The following is a 15,181-nucleotide window of genomic DNA, read 5'->3' on the forward strand; positions in this document are numbered from 1 at the left end:
GGAGGCGGGTACGAACCGCCGGCGGGTGCGGACGGAGGGGGCGGGGTTTCCTGCCCACCCGTTGACTCGGGCGACGGGTGAGGTGGCGGATTTGTGCCGCCGGGCGGCGGTTGATCGGTCATGGGCACCCCTTCCACTACGGACCAGCTGAGCCAGGCCGCATTACAGTACCTGAGCGCGCGGCGGCCGGGCGAGACTCGCTAGCGACGCCCCGCTGGTCCACGAGGCGCCTCCGAGAGGAAGCCCAGCAGGTCGTATCGGGTGATCACCCCGACCGGTTTGCCCTCCTCGACCACCATCAACGCGTCCCAGTCGCGCAGCGCCTTGCCGGCCGCACTGACCAGCTCCCCCGCGCCGATCATCGGCAGCGGCGGGCTCATGTGCAACGAAACGGCGTCGGCCAGTTTGGCGCGGCCCTCGAAGACCGCGGACAGGAGTTCGCGCTCGGAGACGCTGCCCGCCACCTCTCCGGCCATCACCGGCGGCTCGGCGCCGACCACGGGCATCTGGGACACCCCGTACTCGCGCAGGATGCCGATGGCGTCGCGCACGGTCTCGGACGGATGGGTGTGAACCAGGTCGGGCAGCTCGCCCGATTTGCGGCGCAGCACGTCGCCCACCCTGGCCTGCTCGGTCGACCCGTCGAGACGGCTGCGCAGGAACCCGTACGACGACATCCAGGCGTCGTTGAAGATCTTCGCCATGTACCCGCGCCCGCCGTCGGGCAGCAGGACCACGACGAGCGCGTCGGGCCCGGCCTCCTCGGCGACCTTGAGCGCGGCCACCACCGCCATCCCGCACGACCCCCCGACCAGCATCGCCTCCTCGCGGGCCAGCCGCCTGGTCATGTTGAACGAGTCCGAGTCGGAGACCGCGATGATCTGGTCGGGCACCGTGCGGTCGTACGCGTCCGGCCAGAAATCCTCGCCGACGCCCTCGACCAGGTAGGGCCGGCCGGTGCCGCCGGAATACACCGACCCCTCGGGGTCCGCGCCGATGATGCGCACCGCTCCGCCGGACACTTCCTTCAGGTAGCGGCCGGCGCCGGTGATGGTGCCGCCGGTGCCGATGCCGGCGACGAAGTGGGTGACCTTGCCGTCGGTGTCGGCCCAGATCTCCGGGCCGGTGGTGGCGTAGTGGCTGGCCGGGCCCTCCGGGTTGGCGTACTGGTCGGGCTTCCACGCACCGTCGATTTCGCGGGTCAGCCGGTCGGAGACGCTGTAGTAGCTGTCCGGGTGCTCGGGCGGCACCGCGGTCGGGCAGACGACCACCTCGGCGCCGTAGGCGAGCAGCACGTTGCGCTTGTCCTCGCCGACCTTGTCGGGGCAGACGAACACGCATTTGTAGCCGCGCTGCTGAGCCACCAGCGCAAGCCCGACGCCGGTGTTGCCGGAGGTGGGTTCGACGATGGTGCCGCCCGGCTTCAGGAGTCCGCCCGCTTCGGCGGCGTCGATCATCCGCACCGCGATCCGGTCCTTCGAGCTCCCCCCGGGGTTGAGGTACTCGACTTTGGCCGCCACGGTCCCGGCGCCCTCGGGGACGACGGAGTTCAGGCGTACCAGCGGCGTGCCGCCGATGAGCTCACTGATGTGCTGGGCAATCCGCATGCGTTCATCGTCTCAGGCACCCCTCGGGGGTGCACGACGTGCTTCCCCTCGGCGCCCACGGCGGTTGCGCTAGCCGGTGGCCTCGCGGATGTAGTCGCCGATCTGGCGAAGCGACCGGGCCGCCTCCGGCACCACCGGTGCCGCCAGCTGAAAGTCGTGAACCTGGCCGGGCCACACCCGCACCTCGGCCGGCACGCCGACCGCCGCCAACCGGCTCGCCGCCAGCCGCGCGTCGTGCAGCAGCACCTCGGAGCCCGAGACGTGGATCAGGGTCCGCGGCAGGCCCGGTTTGATGTGCTCCAGCGGCTCGTAGACCTCTTCGGGTTTGCCGGCGATCGTGCGCTTCCGCGCCGCGCTGGCGACCAGCTCGGCGAGCGCGTCGAACGCCCGGGCGGAGAACATCGCGTCGGTGTCGATGTTGGGGTGCGCCTGCTTGTATTCCTTGGCCAGCTGCAACAGCGGCGAGATCATCACGAGGGCGGCGGGTTCCTCGTCTTCCTCCTGGAGGCGTTGCGCGAGCGCGAGCGCCAGGTAACCGCCCGCGGAGTCGCCGGCGAGCACGATCTGATCCGGCTGGTATCCCCGCAGCCGCAGCCATTGGTAGCCGTCGTGGCAATCGTCGAGGGCCATCCCGATCGAGTGCTTGGGCAGCAGCCGGTAATTGACCACCAGGACGGGTGCGTCGGCGAAGTTCGACAGCGCTTCGACCAGCCGGCCGTGGGAGTTCGCCCCGCACGTCAAGAAGGCGCCGCCGTGGAAGTAGACGACCACCCGGCGGGTGCCGTCGGCCGGCAGCACGCCGGGTGCGCGCACCAACTGCGCCGAGGCGTTGGGCAGCTTCACGGTTTCGCGGACGGTGGCCGACACCGGCAGCACCGCCCGGGCGGCCAGGTCGATGAGGCCCCAGGGCCAGGGGAAGTTCGGCACATGGCTGCCGACGGACAGCACCGGCCGGACGGTGATCCGCGACGTCAGGTTGGCCAGCCGCGCGGCAACGCTGGGCCCGGATTCGAGGACTTCGACCGGCGTGCCGTCGCTCATCGCGAACTTGCGGGTCTTGGCCCTGCGGGCCCTCAGCACGTCGTGGGGGCGTACGGCATTCTGGGGCCAGCCGGATACCTTGCCGGGTGCGCTCATGCTCAACACTTCCTACGCCTTTGTAGTGCGATACAGCATGTGACGAGGCGGCCAAGCGTCTGGTTCAGCCGTTTGCTCGAGGCGCTCAGCCAACCCCTGGGGATCAGGGTGACAGGCATTTTTTACGACAACGTCGGAAAAGCCCGATTCGATACCAATTCGTTTCCCGCCGTGACCGGATTGTTGGTCAGCCGACCCCGCAAACAAGCGAGCCGAACTAAACTGGCTTCCGTGACCATGCGGCTGCCACGTCGTTCGGCGATCGCTCTGGCCACAGCGGGTGCACTCGCCTCGACGGGAACTGCCTACCTGGGGGCGCGAAACCTGCTCGTCGGCCAGGCGACGCACGCGCGCACCGTCATTCCCAAGGCGTGGGACATCCCCCCGCGCGCCGACGGCGTGTACACCCGCGGCGGCGGGCCGGTGCAGCGGTGGCACCGCGGCGTGCCCTTCGACCTGAGCCTGATGATCTTCGGCGACTCGACGGCCGCCGGCTACGGGTGCATCAGCGCCGAGGAAGTGCCGGGGGTGCGCATCGCGCGGGGCCTCGCCGAGCAGACCGGCAAGCGGATCCGGCTGAGCACCAAGGCCATCGTCGGCGCCACGTCGAAAGGCGTTTGCGGCCAAGTGGATGCGATGTTCGTGGCGGGCGCCCCGCCCGACGCGGCGGTCATCATGGTCGGCGCCAACGATGTGACCGCCCTCAACGGCGTCAGCCAGTCGGCCCAGCGACTCGGGTTGAGCGTTCGCAAACTGCGCGCCCGCGGCGCCGTGGTGATCGCCGGCACCTGTCCGGATCTCGGGGTGATCACCGCCATCCCCCAGCCGCTGCGTTCGCTCGCGCACGAGCGTTGTTCCCAACTTGCGCGTGCCCAAGCCGCGGCGGTGCGGTCCGCCGGCGGCATGCCGGTACCGCTGGGACAGCTGATGACCCCGCAGTTCCGGTCCACGCCCCACGTGATGTTCTCCCCGGACGGCTTCCACCCGTCCGCCCCGGCATACGCGATCGCCGCCGACGCGCTGCTGCGCGCGCTGTGCGAGGCGCTGGGCGAGAAGGTCGACATACCGCCGATGGACCTGGCGGCATCGACGACCGAGCCGGTCCTCGGCCAGCGCCACACCCGAACCAGCGTGATGTCGCGGCTCTGGCGGCGCCCCGTGCCGGGACCCGCCCCGTCGTCGTACCCCCTGGTGGGCACCGACTAGATTCGAGCTAGCCCGTCGGCGTGGAGCCACCACCCGTTTTTCAGATAGCGAGCTCGTCGGAATCCGGAAGGGATTTGAAGGGAACCGTCATGCCTGAAGCCGTCATTGTCTCAACCGCCCGCTCGCCGATCGGCCGCGCGATGAAGGGGTCGCTGGTCTCCATGCGGCCCGACGACCTGGCCGCCCAGATGGTGCGGGCCGCGCTGGACAAGGTGCCCGCGCTCAACCCTCATCAGATCGACGACCTCATCCTGGGCTGTGGCCTGCCGGGCGGCGAATCCGGCTTCAACATGGCCCGCGTCGTCGCCGTCGAGCTCGGCTACGACTTCCTGCCCGGCACCACCGTCAACCGGTATTGCTCGTCATCGCTGCAGACCACCCGGATGGCCTTCCACGCGATCAAGGCCGGCGAGGGCGACGCCTTCATCTCCGCGGGCGTCGAGACCGTCTCCCGCTTCGGCAAGGGCAACTCCGACTCGTGGCCCGACACCAAGAACCCGCTGTTCGACGAGGCGCAGGAGCGTTCGCAGGCCGCGGCGGCCGGCGCCGACGAGTGGCACGACCCCCGCGCCGACGGCAACCTGCCCGACGTCTACATCGCGATGGGTCAGACCGCGGAGAACGTCGCCATCATGACGGGCATCAGCCGCGAAGACCAGGACCACTGGGGCGTGCGCAGCCAGAACCGCGCCGAGGAGGCGATCAAGAGCGGCTTCTTCGAGCGCGAGATCTCCCCGGTGACCCTGCCCGACGGCAGCACCGTCAGTACCGATGACGGCCCCCGCGCCGGAACCACCTACGAGAAGGTCTCCGAACTCAAGCCGGTCTTCCGGCCCAACGGCACCGTGACCGCCGGCAACGCCTGCCCCCTGAACGACGGCGCCGCCGCGCTGGTGATCACCAGCGACACCAAGGCCAAGGAACTGGGCCTGACCCCGCTGGCGCGCATCGTGTCGACCGGGGTCAGCGGTCTGTCACCGGAGATCATGGGCCTGGGCCCAATCGAGGCCTGCAAGAAGGCGCTCGCCCGGGCGGGGATGTCGATCAACGACATCGACCTGTACGAGATCAACGAGGCCTTCGCGGTTCAGGTGCTGGGCTCGGCGCGCGAGCTGGGCATGGACGAGGACAAGCTGAACGTGTCCGGCGGGGCGATCGCGCTGGGCCACCCGTTCGGCATGACCGGCGCGCGCATCGCCACCACGCTGATCAACAACCTGCAGACCCACGACAAGACGTTCGGCCTGGAGACCATGTGCGTCGGCGGCGGGCAGGGTATGGCGATGATCATCGAGCGGCTCAGCTGACGCCTCGCCGGAGCTAGCTGTCGAGCCTGCGCCCAGGGCGGCGACACGCCGAGCGGGTCCGCCCGCAGCGCACACTCGACGCCAGCGCACACGAAAAGACCGGCACGCCGATCGGCGTGCCGGTCTTTTCGTTGAACAGAACTAGTCGTTCTGCAGATAACTCAGCAGACGCAGGATCTCGATGTACAGCCAGACCAGGGTCACGGTCAGGCCGAGGGCGATGCCCCAGGCCGCCTTCTCCGGCGCACCGGCGCGCACCATCTGGTCGGCCGCGTCGAAGTCGATCAGGAAGCTGAACGCCGCGATCGCGATGCACACCAGCGAGAAAATGATCGCCACCGTTCCGCCGCTGCGCAGGCCCAGGCCCGTACCGCCGTTGACGTGGAACATCGCGAGCACGAAGTTGCCGAGCATCAAGGCCAGGACGCCGAACATCGCGGCGACCAGCATCCGGGTGAACTTGGGTGTCACCCGGATCGCGCCCGTCTTGTAGACGACGAGCATGCCGAAGAACACCCCGAAGGTGCCCAGCACGGCCTCCCCGATCAGCGCGCCCGCGTTGGCGTGCGAGACCGAGAAGTTCGCGAAGACGAACGAGATGGCGCCCAGGAAGAGGCCTTCGAGGACGGCGTAGCTGAGCACGATCGCCGGGCTGTCCTGTTTGCGGCCGAAGGTCGCGACCAGCACCAGCCCGAGGCCGCCGAGCGCGCCGACCATGGTCAGCGGCATCGCCAGCGCGAGGTTGGACGCCACCAGGAAGTAGGAGACCACGGCGGACACCGCCAGCACCGCCAGCGTGATGCCGGTCTTGGTGACGACGTCGTCGATGGTCAGCGGACGCGAAGCCCTGGCCTCCTGGTAGGGAGCTTGGTAGGGGGCCGCGTAGGGGTCGGCTCCATAGCCCTGCATGGGGGCCGCGCCCGTACCGAATTGCGCGTATCCGCCTCGCTGCTTGGGCAGCGAACGAAATACCGGGTTGCTTGTCTCCCGCACCGTCGGATCCTCTCTATTGGCTCGAGCTGTGCGAACACACTCTCAACGCGCAGCGCCCGCTCCGGGTTCCCAGTCGACCTGGCCAGGCCTCGGGGCATTTGCTGCCGTGGTCGCGTTAAAGATAACCCTTACCCGCGGGGATCGCGCCGGTCGTCACGATCTAGATTTTTCGTCGAGGGTGGACCGGCGATGGGAGGCCAGGGCGTGACCGACGGATCCGATGAGGTTCTGACCCACATCGACGGCAACGTCGGTCTGATCACGCTCAACCGCCCCAAGGCGATCAACTCGCTCAACCAACCGATGGTGGACGCGCTGAGCGCCGTGCTCGCCGACTGGGCGAAGAACGACGCGGTGGGCGCGGTGGTGCTCTCCGGTGCCGGCGAGCGCGGGCTGTGCGCAGGTGGCGACGTCGTCTCCATCTATCACAGTGCCCGCAAGGACGGGGTCGAGGCGCGGCGGTTCTGGCGGGACGAATACCTGCTCAACGCCCAGATCGCCGATTTCGCCAAGCCTTACGTGGCGCTGATGGATGGCATCGTGATGGGCGGCGGCGTAGGGGTCAGCGCGCACGCGAACACCCGCGTCGTGACCGACACCTCCAAGATCGCGATGCCGGAGGTCGGCATCGGATTCATTCCCGATGTCGGCGGGATGTTCCTGCTGTCCCGGGCGCCCGGCGGGCTAGGCCTGCATGCCGCGCTGACCGGAGCTCCGTTTTCCGGAGCCGACGCCATCGCCATGGGATTCGCCGACCACTACGTGCCGCACGACGACCTCGGGGCGTTCACCCGGGCGATCATCGCCGACGGCGTGCAGAGCGCGCTTGCAGAGCATGCCGTCGAGCCTCCGCCGAGCAGCCTTGCCGCACAACGCGATTGGATCGACGAATGCTACGCCGCTGACACGGTCGAAGACATCATCGCCAGCCTGCGCGGCCATGACGCCGGACCGGCTGACGACGCCGCCGACCTGATCGGCACCCGCTCGCCGATCTCGTTGTCGGTGACCCTGGAGGCCGTCCGCCGCGCCGCCGACCTGCAGACGGTCAAAGACGTTCTGGTTCAGGACTATCGGGTCTCGTCGGCGTCGCTGCGATCACACGATCTGGTGGAGGGCATCCGGGCGCAGCTGATCGACAAAGACCGCAACCCGAAGTGGTCGCCGTCCTCGCTGGCCCAGGTGACCCGGGCCGATGTCGAGGCGTACTTCAAACCCGTCGACGACGACTTGCGTTTCTAGAAAGGCGATTTGCGATGACTGACACCTCCCCCGGGAACTACGAGACCATCCTGGTCGAGCGCGACGGCCGGGTGGGCACCATCACCCTGAACCGGCCCAAGGCGCTGAACGCGCTGAACACCCAGGTGATGAACGAAGTGACCAGCGCGGCAATGGATTTCGACAACGATCCCGGCATCGGCGCGATCATCATCACCGGGTCGGCCAAGGCGTTCGCCGCCGGCGCCGACATCAAGGAGATGGCCGCGCTGACATTCGCCGACGCGTTCGACGCCGATTTCTTCGCCCCCTGGGCCAAGCTGGCCGCCGTGCGGACCCCGACCATCGCCGCGGTGGCCGGGCACGCGCTCGGAGGCGGCTGTGAGCTCGCCATGATGTGCGACGTGCTGATCGCCGCCGACACAGCGAAGTTCGGGCAGCCGGAGATCAAACTCGGCGTCCTGCCCGGCATGGGCGGCTCACAGCGCCTGACCCGCGCCATCGGCAAAGCCAAGGCCATGGATCTCATCCTGACCGGGCGCACCATCGACGCCGCCGAAGCCGAACGCAGCGGCCTGGTTTCGCGCGTGGTGCCGGCCGACGACCTGCTGGCCGAGGCCAAGGCCGTCGCCACCACGATTTCACAGATGTCCCGCTCGGCGTCCCGGATGGCCAAGGAGGCCGTCAACCGCGCGTTCGAATCGACACTGTCCGAAGGACTTCTCTACGAACGCCGGCTGTTCCACTCGACCTTCGCGACCGAGGACCAGACGGAAGGCATGGCAGCCTTCGTCGAGAAGCGCACTCCGAACTTCACCCACCGGTAAGCCTGCGATGAGCGAGCCGGGCCCCGCGACGAACAATCCGACGGCCGTCACCGAGGAGGCCGAACCGGGCGCACCTCCGGAAGCCACACCCGAAGCCCGCCCGGCGGCTCGCGGCCCCCGGTGGACCGAAAAGCCCTGGTGGGTCCGCCACTACACATTCACCGGCACCACGGTCGGTCTCGTCTTCATCTGGTTCTCTCTGACGCCGTCGCTGCTGCCGCGCGGTGCGCTGTTTCAGGGGCTGGTCAGCGGGATCTCCGGCGCCATCGGCTACGGGCTGGGCGTCTTCGCCGTATGGCTGGTGCGCTACATGGGCGCCATGGATCACAGCCCCCCGCCGCCGCGCTGGGCGTGGAAGGTGCTGATCCCGATCGGTGCGCTGGGCATGGTGCTGATGGCCGTCTGGTTCCACGTGTGGCAGGACAACGTGCGCGACCTGATGGGCGTCGCCCACCTGCAGTGGTACGACTACCCGGTGGCCGCGGGCCTGTCGCTGGTGGTGCTGTTCACCCTGGTCGAAATCGGCCAGTTCATCCGGTGGCTGGTCCGGTTCCTGGTCGGGCAGGTCGACCGGATCGCGCCGTTCCGGCTGTCGGCGACCATCGTGGTGGCGCTGCTGGTGGTCCTCACCATCACCTTGCTCAACGGTGTCGTGCTGAAGTCCGCCATGCGCACCATGAACAACACCTTCGCCTCGGCGAACAACGAGATGAATCCCGACACCGCGCCGCCGAAGACCCCACTGCGCTCCGGCGGCCCCGAGTCGCTGGCGTCGTGGGAATCCCTTGGCCACCAAGGCCGCATCTTCGTGGAAGCCGGGCCCACGGTCGCCCAACTCTCCGCCTTCAACGGCACACCCGCGACCGAACCGATCCGGGCCTACGCCGGGCTGAACTCGGCAGACGGGATCACGGCGACCGCCGAACTCGCCGCGCGGGAGCTGCAGCGCACCGGCGGACTGCAGCGTGCCGTCGTCGCCGTCGCGACAACCACCGGCACCGGCTGGATCAACGAGGCGGAGGCCGACGCGCTCGAGTACATGTACAACGGCAACTCCGCGATCGTCAGCATGCAGTACTCGTTCCTGCCGAGCTGGCTGTCCTTCCTGGTGGACAAGGAGAACGCCCGCCACGCCGGGCAGGCGCTGTTCGAGGCCGTCGACCGCCTGATCCGCCAGATGCCCGAGGCGCAACGCCCCAAGCTCGTCGTGTTCGGCGAAAGCCTGGGATCGTTCGGCGGCGAGGCGCCGTTCATGAGCCTCAACAACGTCCTCGCCCGCACCGACGGCGCCCTGTTCAGCGGACCGACCTTCCAGAACACCATCTGGACCGACCTGACGTCGACGCGCGATGCCGGTTCCCCGGAGTGGCTGCCGGTGTACAACGACGGCAAGAACGTCCGCTTCGTCGCTCGCCCAACCGATTTGGGCCGTCCGACCGCCCCGTGGGACCACCCCCGGGTGGTCTATCTGCAACACGCCTCGGATCCGATCGCCTGGTGGTCCCCCGACCTGCTGTTCAGTCAGCCCGACTGGCTGCGGGAGCGGCGGGGCTATGACGTGCTGCCCGAGACGCGCTGGATCCCGGTGGTGACGTTCCTGCAAGTCACGGCCGACATGGCGGTCGCGGTCGACGTACCCCAGGGGCACGGCCACCACTACGTGGCCGACGCGGCCGACGGGTGGGCGGCGGTGCTGTCACCGCCCGGATGGACGCAGGAGAAGACCGACAGGCTGCGGCCACTGCTCCATTCGGACGCCACCTCCACCGGGTAGCTAGAGCCAGCGGCGGCCGGGGGTGCCGGAGTTGGCGAGCACTCCCGGGCCGGCGTCGAGCGGGGCGGCACCCGAAAGCTGTTCAAGGACACCGGCTCCCGCGAGCGCGTGGTAGCCGCCGACGACGTCGGTGGCGCGGTGCAGGCCGATGTCCAGCAGCGCGGCCGCCGCGAGGCTGGAGGTGTAGCCCTCCGAGCACACGATGACCCACTCGACGTCGTCGCCGACGGCCTCGGGCAGCCTGGCCTCGCTGGTCGGGTCGCAGCGCCACTCCAAGACGTTGCGTTCGATCACCAGGGCGCCGGGGATCTCGCCCTCGCGGAAACGCTGCGCCTGCGGCCGGATGTCGACGAGCACCGCCCCGCGCCGCAGCGCGTCCGGCACTTCGGCGGCGGGAAGGCGGCGAAAGCGGCGGCGGGCGGATCTCAACACGACGTCGATGCGGCTCATCACGGTCCTTCCGGTTGATCGGTCAGTTCGGTGCGCTGGCGGCGCAACCGGTTTCGGCCGGTGACCTCGTAGTAGGACATCGCGGTCAGCGGCGGTGAGTAGGCATGCACGCTCAGCGAGGGCCGCACCGGACCCGAGACGGACACGGCCACGGGCCGGGGCGCCCACACCACGTCGTGCACCCAGCCCAGTGGGAACCCGGCCTGATCGCCGGCGTCCAGTCGGCGCTGGCGCAGAACGCGGCCGTCCCAACGGAATTCGGTGAGCGACCCGGACACCACCGTCAACGCGCCCAGGGAGCCGCCGTGATCGTGCAGTTCGGTGTGATGGCCGGGAACCCAGCTGATCAGCCAGACGTCCAGCTCGTCGTCACCGTGGATGCGGGTGAACCAGCGCCGCGACTCCGGTATCCCGCCCGGCGGCAGCAGGTGGTCGCAGCGCCCGCTCAGCACGTCGTCGGCGGCCCGGTCGGTGGCGTGCAGCAGGTCGGGCACGCGCAACCGGGTCGGGCCCGGCGACGGGGACGAGAAGGTGCGCGGGCGCAACGCGGCCGGCGCGGCGAGGGGCACAGGACTCGCCAGGGGCAGTGACATCGTGGAGCTCCAGGGAAAACGGGATCGGACGGGCGGCGGCGTGTTACGGCCGACAACACTCGCAAAATCCGAAGCGCTCCATCACGGCCGCCAGTGTTGCATAGATTGGGTCGGTGCGCTGGTGCGGTCACCGGCCCCGGCTGTGGGGCACGCTCGTCGTGGCGGCCGCTGTGTTCGCGGGCACAGCGTGCTCGGCCGGCGCCCCGAGCCGCACCCCGGCCTCCCCGCCGGGGCGGCCGGCGGGCGTGCCGGGTAGCCCCGACGCGGCGCCGCCGGGCGCCGTCGGGCTCTCCCCCTCCGGCGTGACGACCAGAGTCGACGTCCCCGCGAATTCGACCGAGGAGGAGTATTACCAGGCCTGTCACGCCGCCAAAGTGTGGATGGACGCCCAGCCCAGGACCGATCAGTCGCTGTTCGAGCCCTATCTGGCGATGGTCCAGGCCGCGCCCTCGGGCACCGCGGGCAGCTGGAACGCCCGCTGGGCGGATCTGGCGCCGGCCCGGCAGGCGGCCGTGATCACCGCCGCGCGCGCCGCCGCCAACGACGAATGCGGCTAGCCCGTTCGAACCCGTGCGCGATTGAATTCACGGGTACCTAAAGTGACGGCCCGGCCGGTGTGCCGGCCGGCTCCGCCGCGCAGAATGAAGGAATGCCGGATGGAACGGGCGGTGTTGGCGTGCGCCGATCACCGACGCGGGTGGCGTTGGCGCTGGGCAGCGGCGGGGCCCGCGGCTACGCCCACATCGGGGTGATCGAGGCGCTGCGCGCCCGGGAGTACGAGATCGTGGGCATCGCGGGCTCGTCGATGGGCGCACTGGTCGGCGGTTTGGAGGCGGCCGGGCGCCGCGACGAGTTCGCCGAGTGGGCGAAGTCCCTGACGCAGCGCACCATCCTGCGGCTGCTGGACTTCTCGATCAGCGCGGCCGGGGTGATGCGGGCCGAGAAGATCCTGGACGCGGTGCGCGACATTCTCGGCCCGGTCGCCATCGAGCAGCTGCCGATCCCCTTCACCGCCGTGGCGACCGACCTCTTGGCCGGCAAGTCGGTGTGGTTTCAGCGCGGCCCCGTCGACGCGGCGATCCGCGCCTCCATCGCCATACCGGGCGTGATCGCGCCCCACGAACTCGACGGGCGCCTGCTGGCCGACGGCGGAATCCTGGACCCGCTGCCGATGGCACCCCTCTCGGCGGTCAACGCGGACGTGACCATCGCGGTGAGCCTGTCCGGCAGTGAGGCGATCGCCAACCGTGAGGGGGAGGCCGGCGCGACCGCCGACTGGCTGAACCGCATGGTGCGCAGCACTTCCTCGCTGCTCGACACCTCCGCGGCCCGGTCGCTGCTCGACCGGCCGACCGCACGCGCGGTGCTTGCCAGATTCGGGGTGTCCCCCGCGGAAGCGGACGCCTGGCCGGACGACGCCGACGTCGCCGAGGCCGCCGAGGCCGCCGAGGCCGCCGCCGGGGATGATCCGGCCGGCGAATTGTCCGACACCACAACCGAAGTCCCGAAGCTGGGCAGTTTCGAGGTGATGAACCGGACGATCGACATTGCGCAGGCCGCGCTGGCGCGCCACACGCTGGCGGCCTACCCGCCCGACCTGTTGATCGAGGTTCCGCGATCGATCTGCCGGGGCCTGGAATTCCACCGGGCGGCCGAGGTCATCACCGTCGGCCGGGCACTGGCGGACGAGGCCCTGGACGCGTTCGAGGCCGACCGCGCCGCGCCCCCCGCAGCCGAAGACTGAAAATTCTTCTGCCGCACACGATTCAACCCCGGCTCGATCAGACGCCGAGGAACCGCGCGACGGCCGGGGCTTCGCGGCGGCCTTGTTCGCGTCCGGCCAGCGCCGAGGTGACGCGGCACTTCGGGTCCAGCGGATTGGGTCCGAAGGCCGCCACCGAGCCCGGGTCGGCGAACACCGCGAACGTTGCGCCGGGAAAGGCGGAGATCTCCGCGGCAGGCCCGGCGCCGAACGGCGAGGGCGCGTCCGCGCCCGAGGGCACCAAGACAACCGCCGCGTCGCAATCACCGGCCACGCCGAGGTTGACCGAGCTGGCGACGCCGCCGTCCATGTAGCGTCGACCCCCGATCGCCACCGGCGGCCATGCGCCGGGCACCGCGCAGCTGGCCGCCACCGCGTCGACGAGGTCGACGCCGGACTCGCGATCGAAGACGACCAATTCGCCGGTGCTTACGTCGATGGCCGTGATCCGCAGCGTCCGGTCGGGCCAGTCGTGCGACGGCAGGCGCTGGGCGATGACCTGCCGGCGCAGCGGTGGCGGAACGGTTTCGGCCGCCAGCGCCACCGCACCGATCCGCTGCAGCTGCTGCCGCGTCTTGTCCGACCCGTCGGCGTAGGGCTCCGCCAGGGCCGCCAGGAACATCCCGGTGATGGTGTCGACGTCCACCCCGGAATCGATCTCGGCCGACGCTTCGGCGACCTGCCGGCCGAACAGCGCGTCGAGCGTGCTCCCACTGCCGATCTGCGCGGCGACCGTCGAGCCGGCCGAGGTCCCCACCAGCACGTCCGAATCCAGCAACAGCCCGGCCGCCGCGGGCGACTCGTCGGCGATGCCGCGCAAAACACCTGTCTCCCAGGCAATTCCCGCTATCCCACCGCCCGCCAGCACAAGCGCCCGTCTGGTTGCCATGCCCACCCACTCTGCCAGGCCGGCATCGGGCTAACTCTGAGCGCTCGGCACCGCGTGTTGCGCGTCGTGGACCGGCGCGCTCAGTTCGGCCCGGCGGAGCTGATGCGCGGGCGGGTGGGGCAGGATCACCGTGCGCTCGACACGCAGGCCGGCGTCGACGTGGACCAGCTCACCGGGCTCGAGCAGACGCCAGCGGGGGTCGTCGTCCATGCGTTCGGTGGCGAACACCACCGACGGGCGGGTGCACAGGTGTTCCGATCGCGCGTTGATTCGCTTGGTGCGCATGTCGAATTTCGGGGCTTGGGCGGGGGCCTCGCCGGACCGGTCCAGGACGTAGAGCTCATGGGTGTCCGGGTACCGCAGCGCCCACATGTCGGTGGCCGTGCTCAGCAGCACGTTGACCGCATAGATCGGCACATTGGCCGCAAGCCATGTCATAGCATCGACCAGACCCGCGGTCACGTCACCGTCGAGCGCCCGGATCGAGGCGGTGACCAACGCGAACACCCGCTCGGAATCGGTGTCGCCCAGGACCAGTTCGTCGATGCCGACCGCGCGCAGCCGCTCCTCGAGGATGTCCAGGCCCTCCAGGACGCCGTTGTGCGCGAAAATCCGGCCGTCCTGCAGGAACGGGTGGGTGTTGCGGACGTCGAGCGAACCGGTCGTCGCGTAACGCACATGCGCGATGAACGTGGTGCCGGTCAGCTCGTGCGCTTCGGTGGCGAACGCGGCGTCCTCCCAGGCCGCCATGGGCTGCTTGTCCAGCTGCGGGCGGCCCCGGCGGTCGAAGACCCCCAGGCCGGTCCCGTCCGGATTCCTCCTGCTCTGTTGGGCGAGGCTGTCGGGGGCGCCCAGCAACCAGAAGGTCGCGGTGCATACGTCCGTCCCGGCGTGCAGCCCGAATAGTCGGCACATACCGGCACGGTACCCAGCTTCAGCGGGTCAGCACCTGGGCGAGGTCCTGTAACGCTCGCCGCGCGTAGCGCTTCCACAGCATCCCGAACAGTGGCAGGCCCGGCGCGGACAGCGGCGACTTGGGGTAAATGGTCCAGCGCCAGGTGATCTCGGTGCCGTCGCCGGCCGGGGTGAAGGTCCACTCGCCGGTGACCGAACCGACCAGGAGCGCCATCGGCCCGTGGATTCCGGTGAGCCGGTAACCGAACGATCGCGGCGCGTCGACACTGGTCAAGTCTTCCCGCGCGCTACCGCCGACCAACATGATCGTGCGGCTCCGGCCCGCGGTGTCCCAGTCGCCGGTCTGGTCCCGCACCTCCCTGATCGGCGGGATCGGGCCGTACCAGCGGCCGAAGATCTCCGGAAGGGAGACGGGCAGCGTGCCGTGGAACGCCGCGTCCTGCGCGACGGGCACCACGCGCGATTGCTCGACGACGAGGGGCTGGGTCATCGGGGATCCT

At 69.8% G+C, this 15,181-nt stretch carries 15 protein-coding genes; 7 read left to right on the forward strand and 8 right to left on the reverse strand.

Going from position 1 to position 15,181, the window contains the following annotated elements; genetic code table 11:
• Window positions 1-200: 200 nt before the first annotated feature.
• Complete coding sequence (locus A9X04_RS28240) at window positions 201-1,607, reverse strand: cystathionine beta-synthase (RefSeq protein WP_067928164.1); 1,407 nt, start codon at window positions 1,605-1,607, stop codon at window positions 201-203.
• A 69-nt stretch (window positions 1,608-1,676) separates the two neighbouring features.
• Window positions 1,677-2,744 carry an alpha/beta hydrolase fold domain-containing protein gene (locus A9X04_RS28245; protein WP_067928166.1) on the reverse strand — a complete coding sequence of 356 codons (1,068 nt, stop codon included), beginning with the start codon at window positions 2,742-2,744 and terminating at the stop codon, window positions 1,677-1,679.
• A gap of 243 nt (window positions 2,745-2,987) precedes the next feature.
• Between A9X04_RS28245 and A9X04_RS28250 the strand changes: the two genes are divergently transcribed.
• Window positions 2,988-3,950: an SGNH/GDSL hydrolase family protein gene (locus A9X04_RS28250; RefSeq protein WP_102420134.1), complete on the forward strand. Its 963-nt coding sequence runs from the start codon at window positions 2,988-2,990 to the stop codon at window positions 3,948-3,950.
• Between the two features lie 89 nt (window positions 3,951-4,039).
• Window positions 4,040-5,257, forward strand: a complete 1,218-nt coding sequence (locus A9X04_RS28255; RefSeq protein WP_067928170.1) for an acetyl-CoA C-acetyltransferase — start codon at window positions 4,040-4,042, stop codon at window positions 5,255-5,257.
• A 141-nt stretch (window positions 5,258-5,398) separates the two neighbouring features.
• Here the strand turns inward: A9X04_RS28255 and A9X04_RS28260 are convergent, their stop codons facing one another.
• The gene (locus A9X04_RS28260) at window positions 5,399-6,250 is read right to left on the reverse strand and encodes a Bax inhibitor-1/YccA family protein (protein WP_067928173.1); all 852 of its coding nucleotides are present in this window, start codon (window positions 6,248-6,250) and stop codon (window positions 5,399-5,401) included.
• Between the two features lie 204 nt (window positions 6,251-6,454).
• Between A9X04_RS28260 and A9X04_RS28265 the strand changes: the two genes are divergently transcribed.
• From A9X04_RS28265 to A9X04_RS28275, 3 genes are read left to right on the forward strand one after another with little or no spacing between them, the layout of a single operon-like run.
• Complete coding sequence (locus tag A9X04_RS28265; protein ID WP_067928276.1) at window positions 6,455-7,492, forward strand: enoyl-CoA hydratase/isomerase family protein; 1,038 nt, start codon at window positions 6,455-6,457, stop codon at window positions 7,490-7,492.
• A 14-nt stretch (window positions 7,493-7,506) separates the two neighbouring features.
• Window positions 7,507-8,298, forward strand: a complete 792-nt coding sequence (locus tag A9X04_RS28270) for an enoyl-CoA hydratase (protein WP_067928176.1) — start codon at window positions 7,507-7,509, stop codon at window positions 8,296-8,298.
• A gap of 7 nt (window positions 8,299-8,305) precedes the next feature.
• A complete protein-coding gene (locus A9X04_RS28275; protein WP_067928179.1) occupies window positions 8,306-10,072 on the forward strand; it encodes an alpha/beta-hydrolase family protein in 1,767 nt (588 codons plus the stop codon).
• Here the strand turns inward: A9X04_RS28275 and A9X04_RS28280 are convergent, their stop codons facing one another.
• Together A9X04_RS28280 and A9X04_RS28285 are read right to left on the reverse strand one after the other, a co-directional pair.
• A complete protein-coding gene (locus A9X04_RS28280; RefSeq protein WP_067928182.1) occupies window positions 10,073-10,522 on the reverse strand; it encodes a rhodanese-like domain-containing protein in 450 nt (149 codons plus the stop codon).
• Window positions 10,522-11,115 (reverse strand): cysteine dioxygenase family protein, encoded by a 594-nt coding sequence (locus A9X04_RS28285; RefSeq protein WP_231985840.1) that lies wholly within the window; start codon window positions 11,113-11,115, stop codon window positions 10,522-10,524. The genes A9X04_RS28280 and A9X04_RS28285 overlap by 1 nt, the downstream gene beginning before the upstream one ends.
• Before the next feature lie 113 nt (window positions 11,116-11,228).
• Here A9X04_RS28285 and A9X04_RS28290 point away from each other — a divergent pair, with 113 nt between their 5' ends.
• Both A9X04_RS28290 and A9X04_RS28295 read left to right on the forward strand, forming a co-directional pair.
• The gene (locus A9X04_RS28290) at window positions 11,229-11,672 is read left to right on the forward strand and encodes a lipoprotein LpqV (RefSeq protein ID WP_369807555.1); all 444 of its coding nucleotides are present in this window, start codon (window positions 11,229-11,231) and stop codon (window positions 11,670-11,672) included.
• 92 nt (window positions 11,673-11,764) lie between these two features.
• Window positions 11,765-12,859 (forward strand): patatin-like phospholipase family protein, encoded by a 1,095-nt coding sequence (locus A9X04_RS28295; protein WP_156764576.1) that lies wholly within the window; start codon window positions 11,765-11,767, stop codon window positions 12,857-12,859.
• A gap of 37 nt (window positions 12,860-12,896) precedes the next feature.
• Here the strand turns inward: A9X04_RS28295 and A9X04_RS28300 are convergent, their stop codons facing one another.
• The 3 genes from A9X04_RS28300 to A9X04_RS28310 are packed head-to-tail and all read right to left on the reverse strand — an operon-like array spanning window position 12,897 to window position 15,171.
• Window positions 12,897-13,766 carry a patatin-like phospholipase family protein gene (locus A9X04_RS28300; RefSeq protein WP_067928189.1) on the reverse strand — a complete coding sequence of 290 codons (870 nt, stop codon included), beginning with the start codon at window positions 13,764-13,766 and terminating at the stop codon, window positions 12,897-12,899.
• 30 nt (window positions 13,767-13,796) lie between these two features.
• On the reverse strand, window positions 13,797-14,681 hold the full coding sequence (locus A9X04_RS28305) for a class II glutamine amidotransferase (RefSeq protein ID WP_067928192.1): 885 nt from the start codon (window positions 14,679-14,681) through the stop codon (window positions 13,797-13,799).
• Between the two features lie 19 nt (window positions 14,682-14,700).
• Complete coding sequence (locus tag A9X04_RS28310) at window positions 14,701-15,171, reverse strand: SRPBCC family protein (protein WP_067928195.1); 471 nt, start codon at window positions 15,169-15,171, stop codon at window positions 14,701-14,703.
• Between the last annotated feature and the right edge of the window lie 10 nt (window positions 15,172-15,181).

The sequence above is a fragment of the Mycobacterium sp. E3247 genome (genome assembly GCF_001667785.1).
Taxonomy (GTDB): domain Bacteria; phylum Actinomycetota; class Actinomycetes; order Mycobacteriales; family Mycobacteriaceae; genus Mycobacterium.

What these genes read in the sequence shown, in the direction of transcription:
- A9X04_RS28240 (WP_067928164.1), bottom strand. Translation starts at nt 1,607, where the DNA reads ATGCGGATTGCCCAGCACATCAGTGAGCTCATCGGCGGCACGCCGCTG.
- A9X04_RS28245 (WP_067928166.1), bottom strand. Translation starts at nt 2,744, where the DNA reads ATGAGCGCACCCGGCAAGGTATCCGGCTGGCCCCAGAATGCCGTACGC.
- A9X04_RS28255 (WP_067928170.1), top strand. Translation starts at nt 4,040, where the DNA reads ATGCCTGAAGCCGTCATTGTCTCAACCGCCCGCTCGCCGATCGGCCGC.
- A9X04_RS28270 (WP_067928176.1), top strand. Translation starts at nt 7,507, where the DNA reads ATGACTGACACCTCCCCCGGGAACTACGAGACCATCCTGGTCGAGCGC.
- A9X04_RS28275 (WP_067928179.1), top strand. Translation starts at nt 8,306, where the DNA reads ATGAGCGAGCCGGGCCCCGCGACGAACAATCCGACGGCCGTCACCGAG.
- A9X04_RS28280 (WP_067928182.1), bottom strand. Translation starts at nt 10,522, where the DNA reads ATGAGCCGCATCGACGTCGTGTTGAGATCCGCCCGCCGCCGCTTTCGC.
- A9X04_RS28285 (WP_231985840.1), bottom strand. Translation starts at nt 11,115, where the DNA reads ATGTCACTGCCCCTGGCGAGTCCTGTGCCCCTCGCCGCGCCGGCCGCG.
- A9X04_RS28295 (WP_156764576.1), top strand. Translation starts at nt 11,765, where the DNA reads ATGCCGGATGGAACGGGCGGTGTTGGCGTGCGCCGATCACCGACGCGG.
- A9X04_RS28300 (WP_067928189.1), bottom strand. Translation starts at nt 13,766, where the DNA reads ATGGCAACCAGACGGGCGCTTGTGCTGGCGGGCGGTGGGATAGCGGGA.
- A9X04_RS28305 (WP_067928192.1), bottom strand. Translation starts at nt 14,681, where the DNA reads ATGTGCCGACTATTCGGGCTGCACGCCGGGACGGACGTATGCACCGCG.
- A9X04_RS28310 (WP_067928195.1), bottom strand. Translation starts at nt 15,171, where the DNA reads ATGACCCAGCCCCTCGTCGTCGAGCAATCGCGCGTGGTGCCCGTCGCG.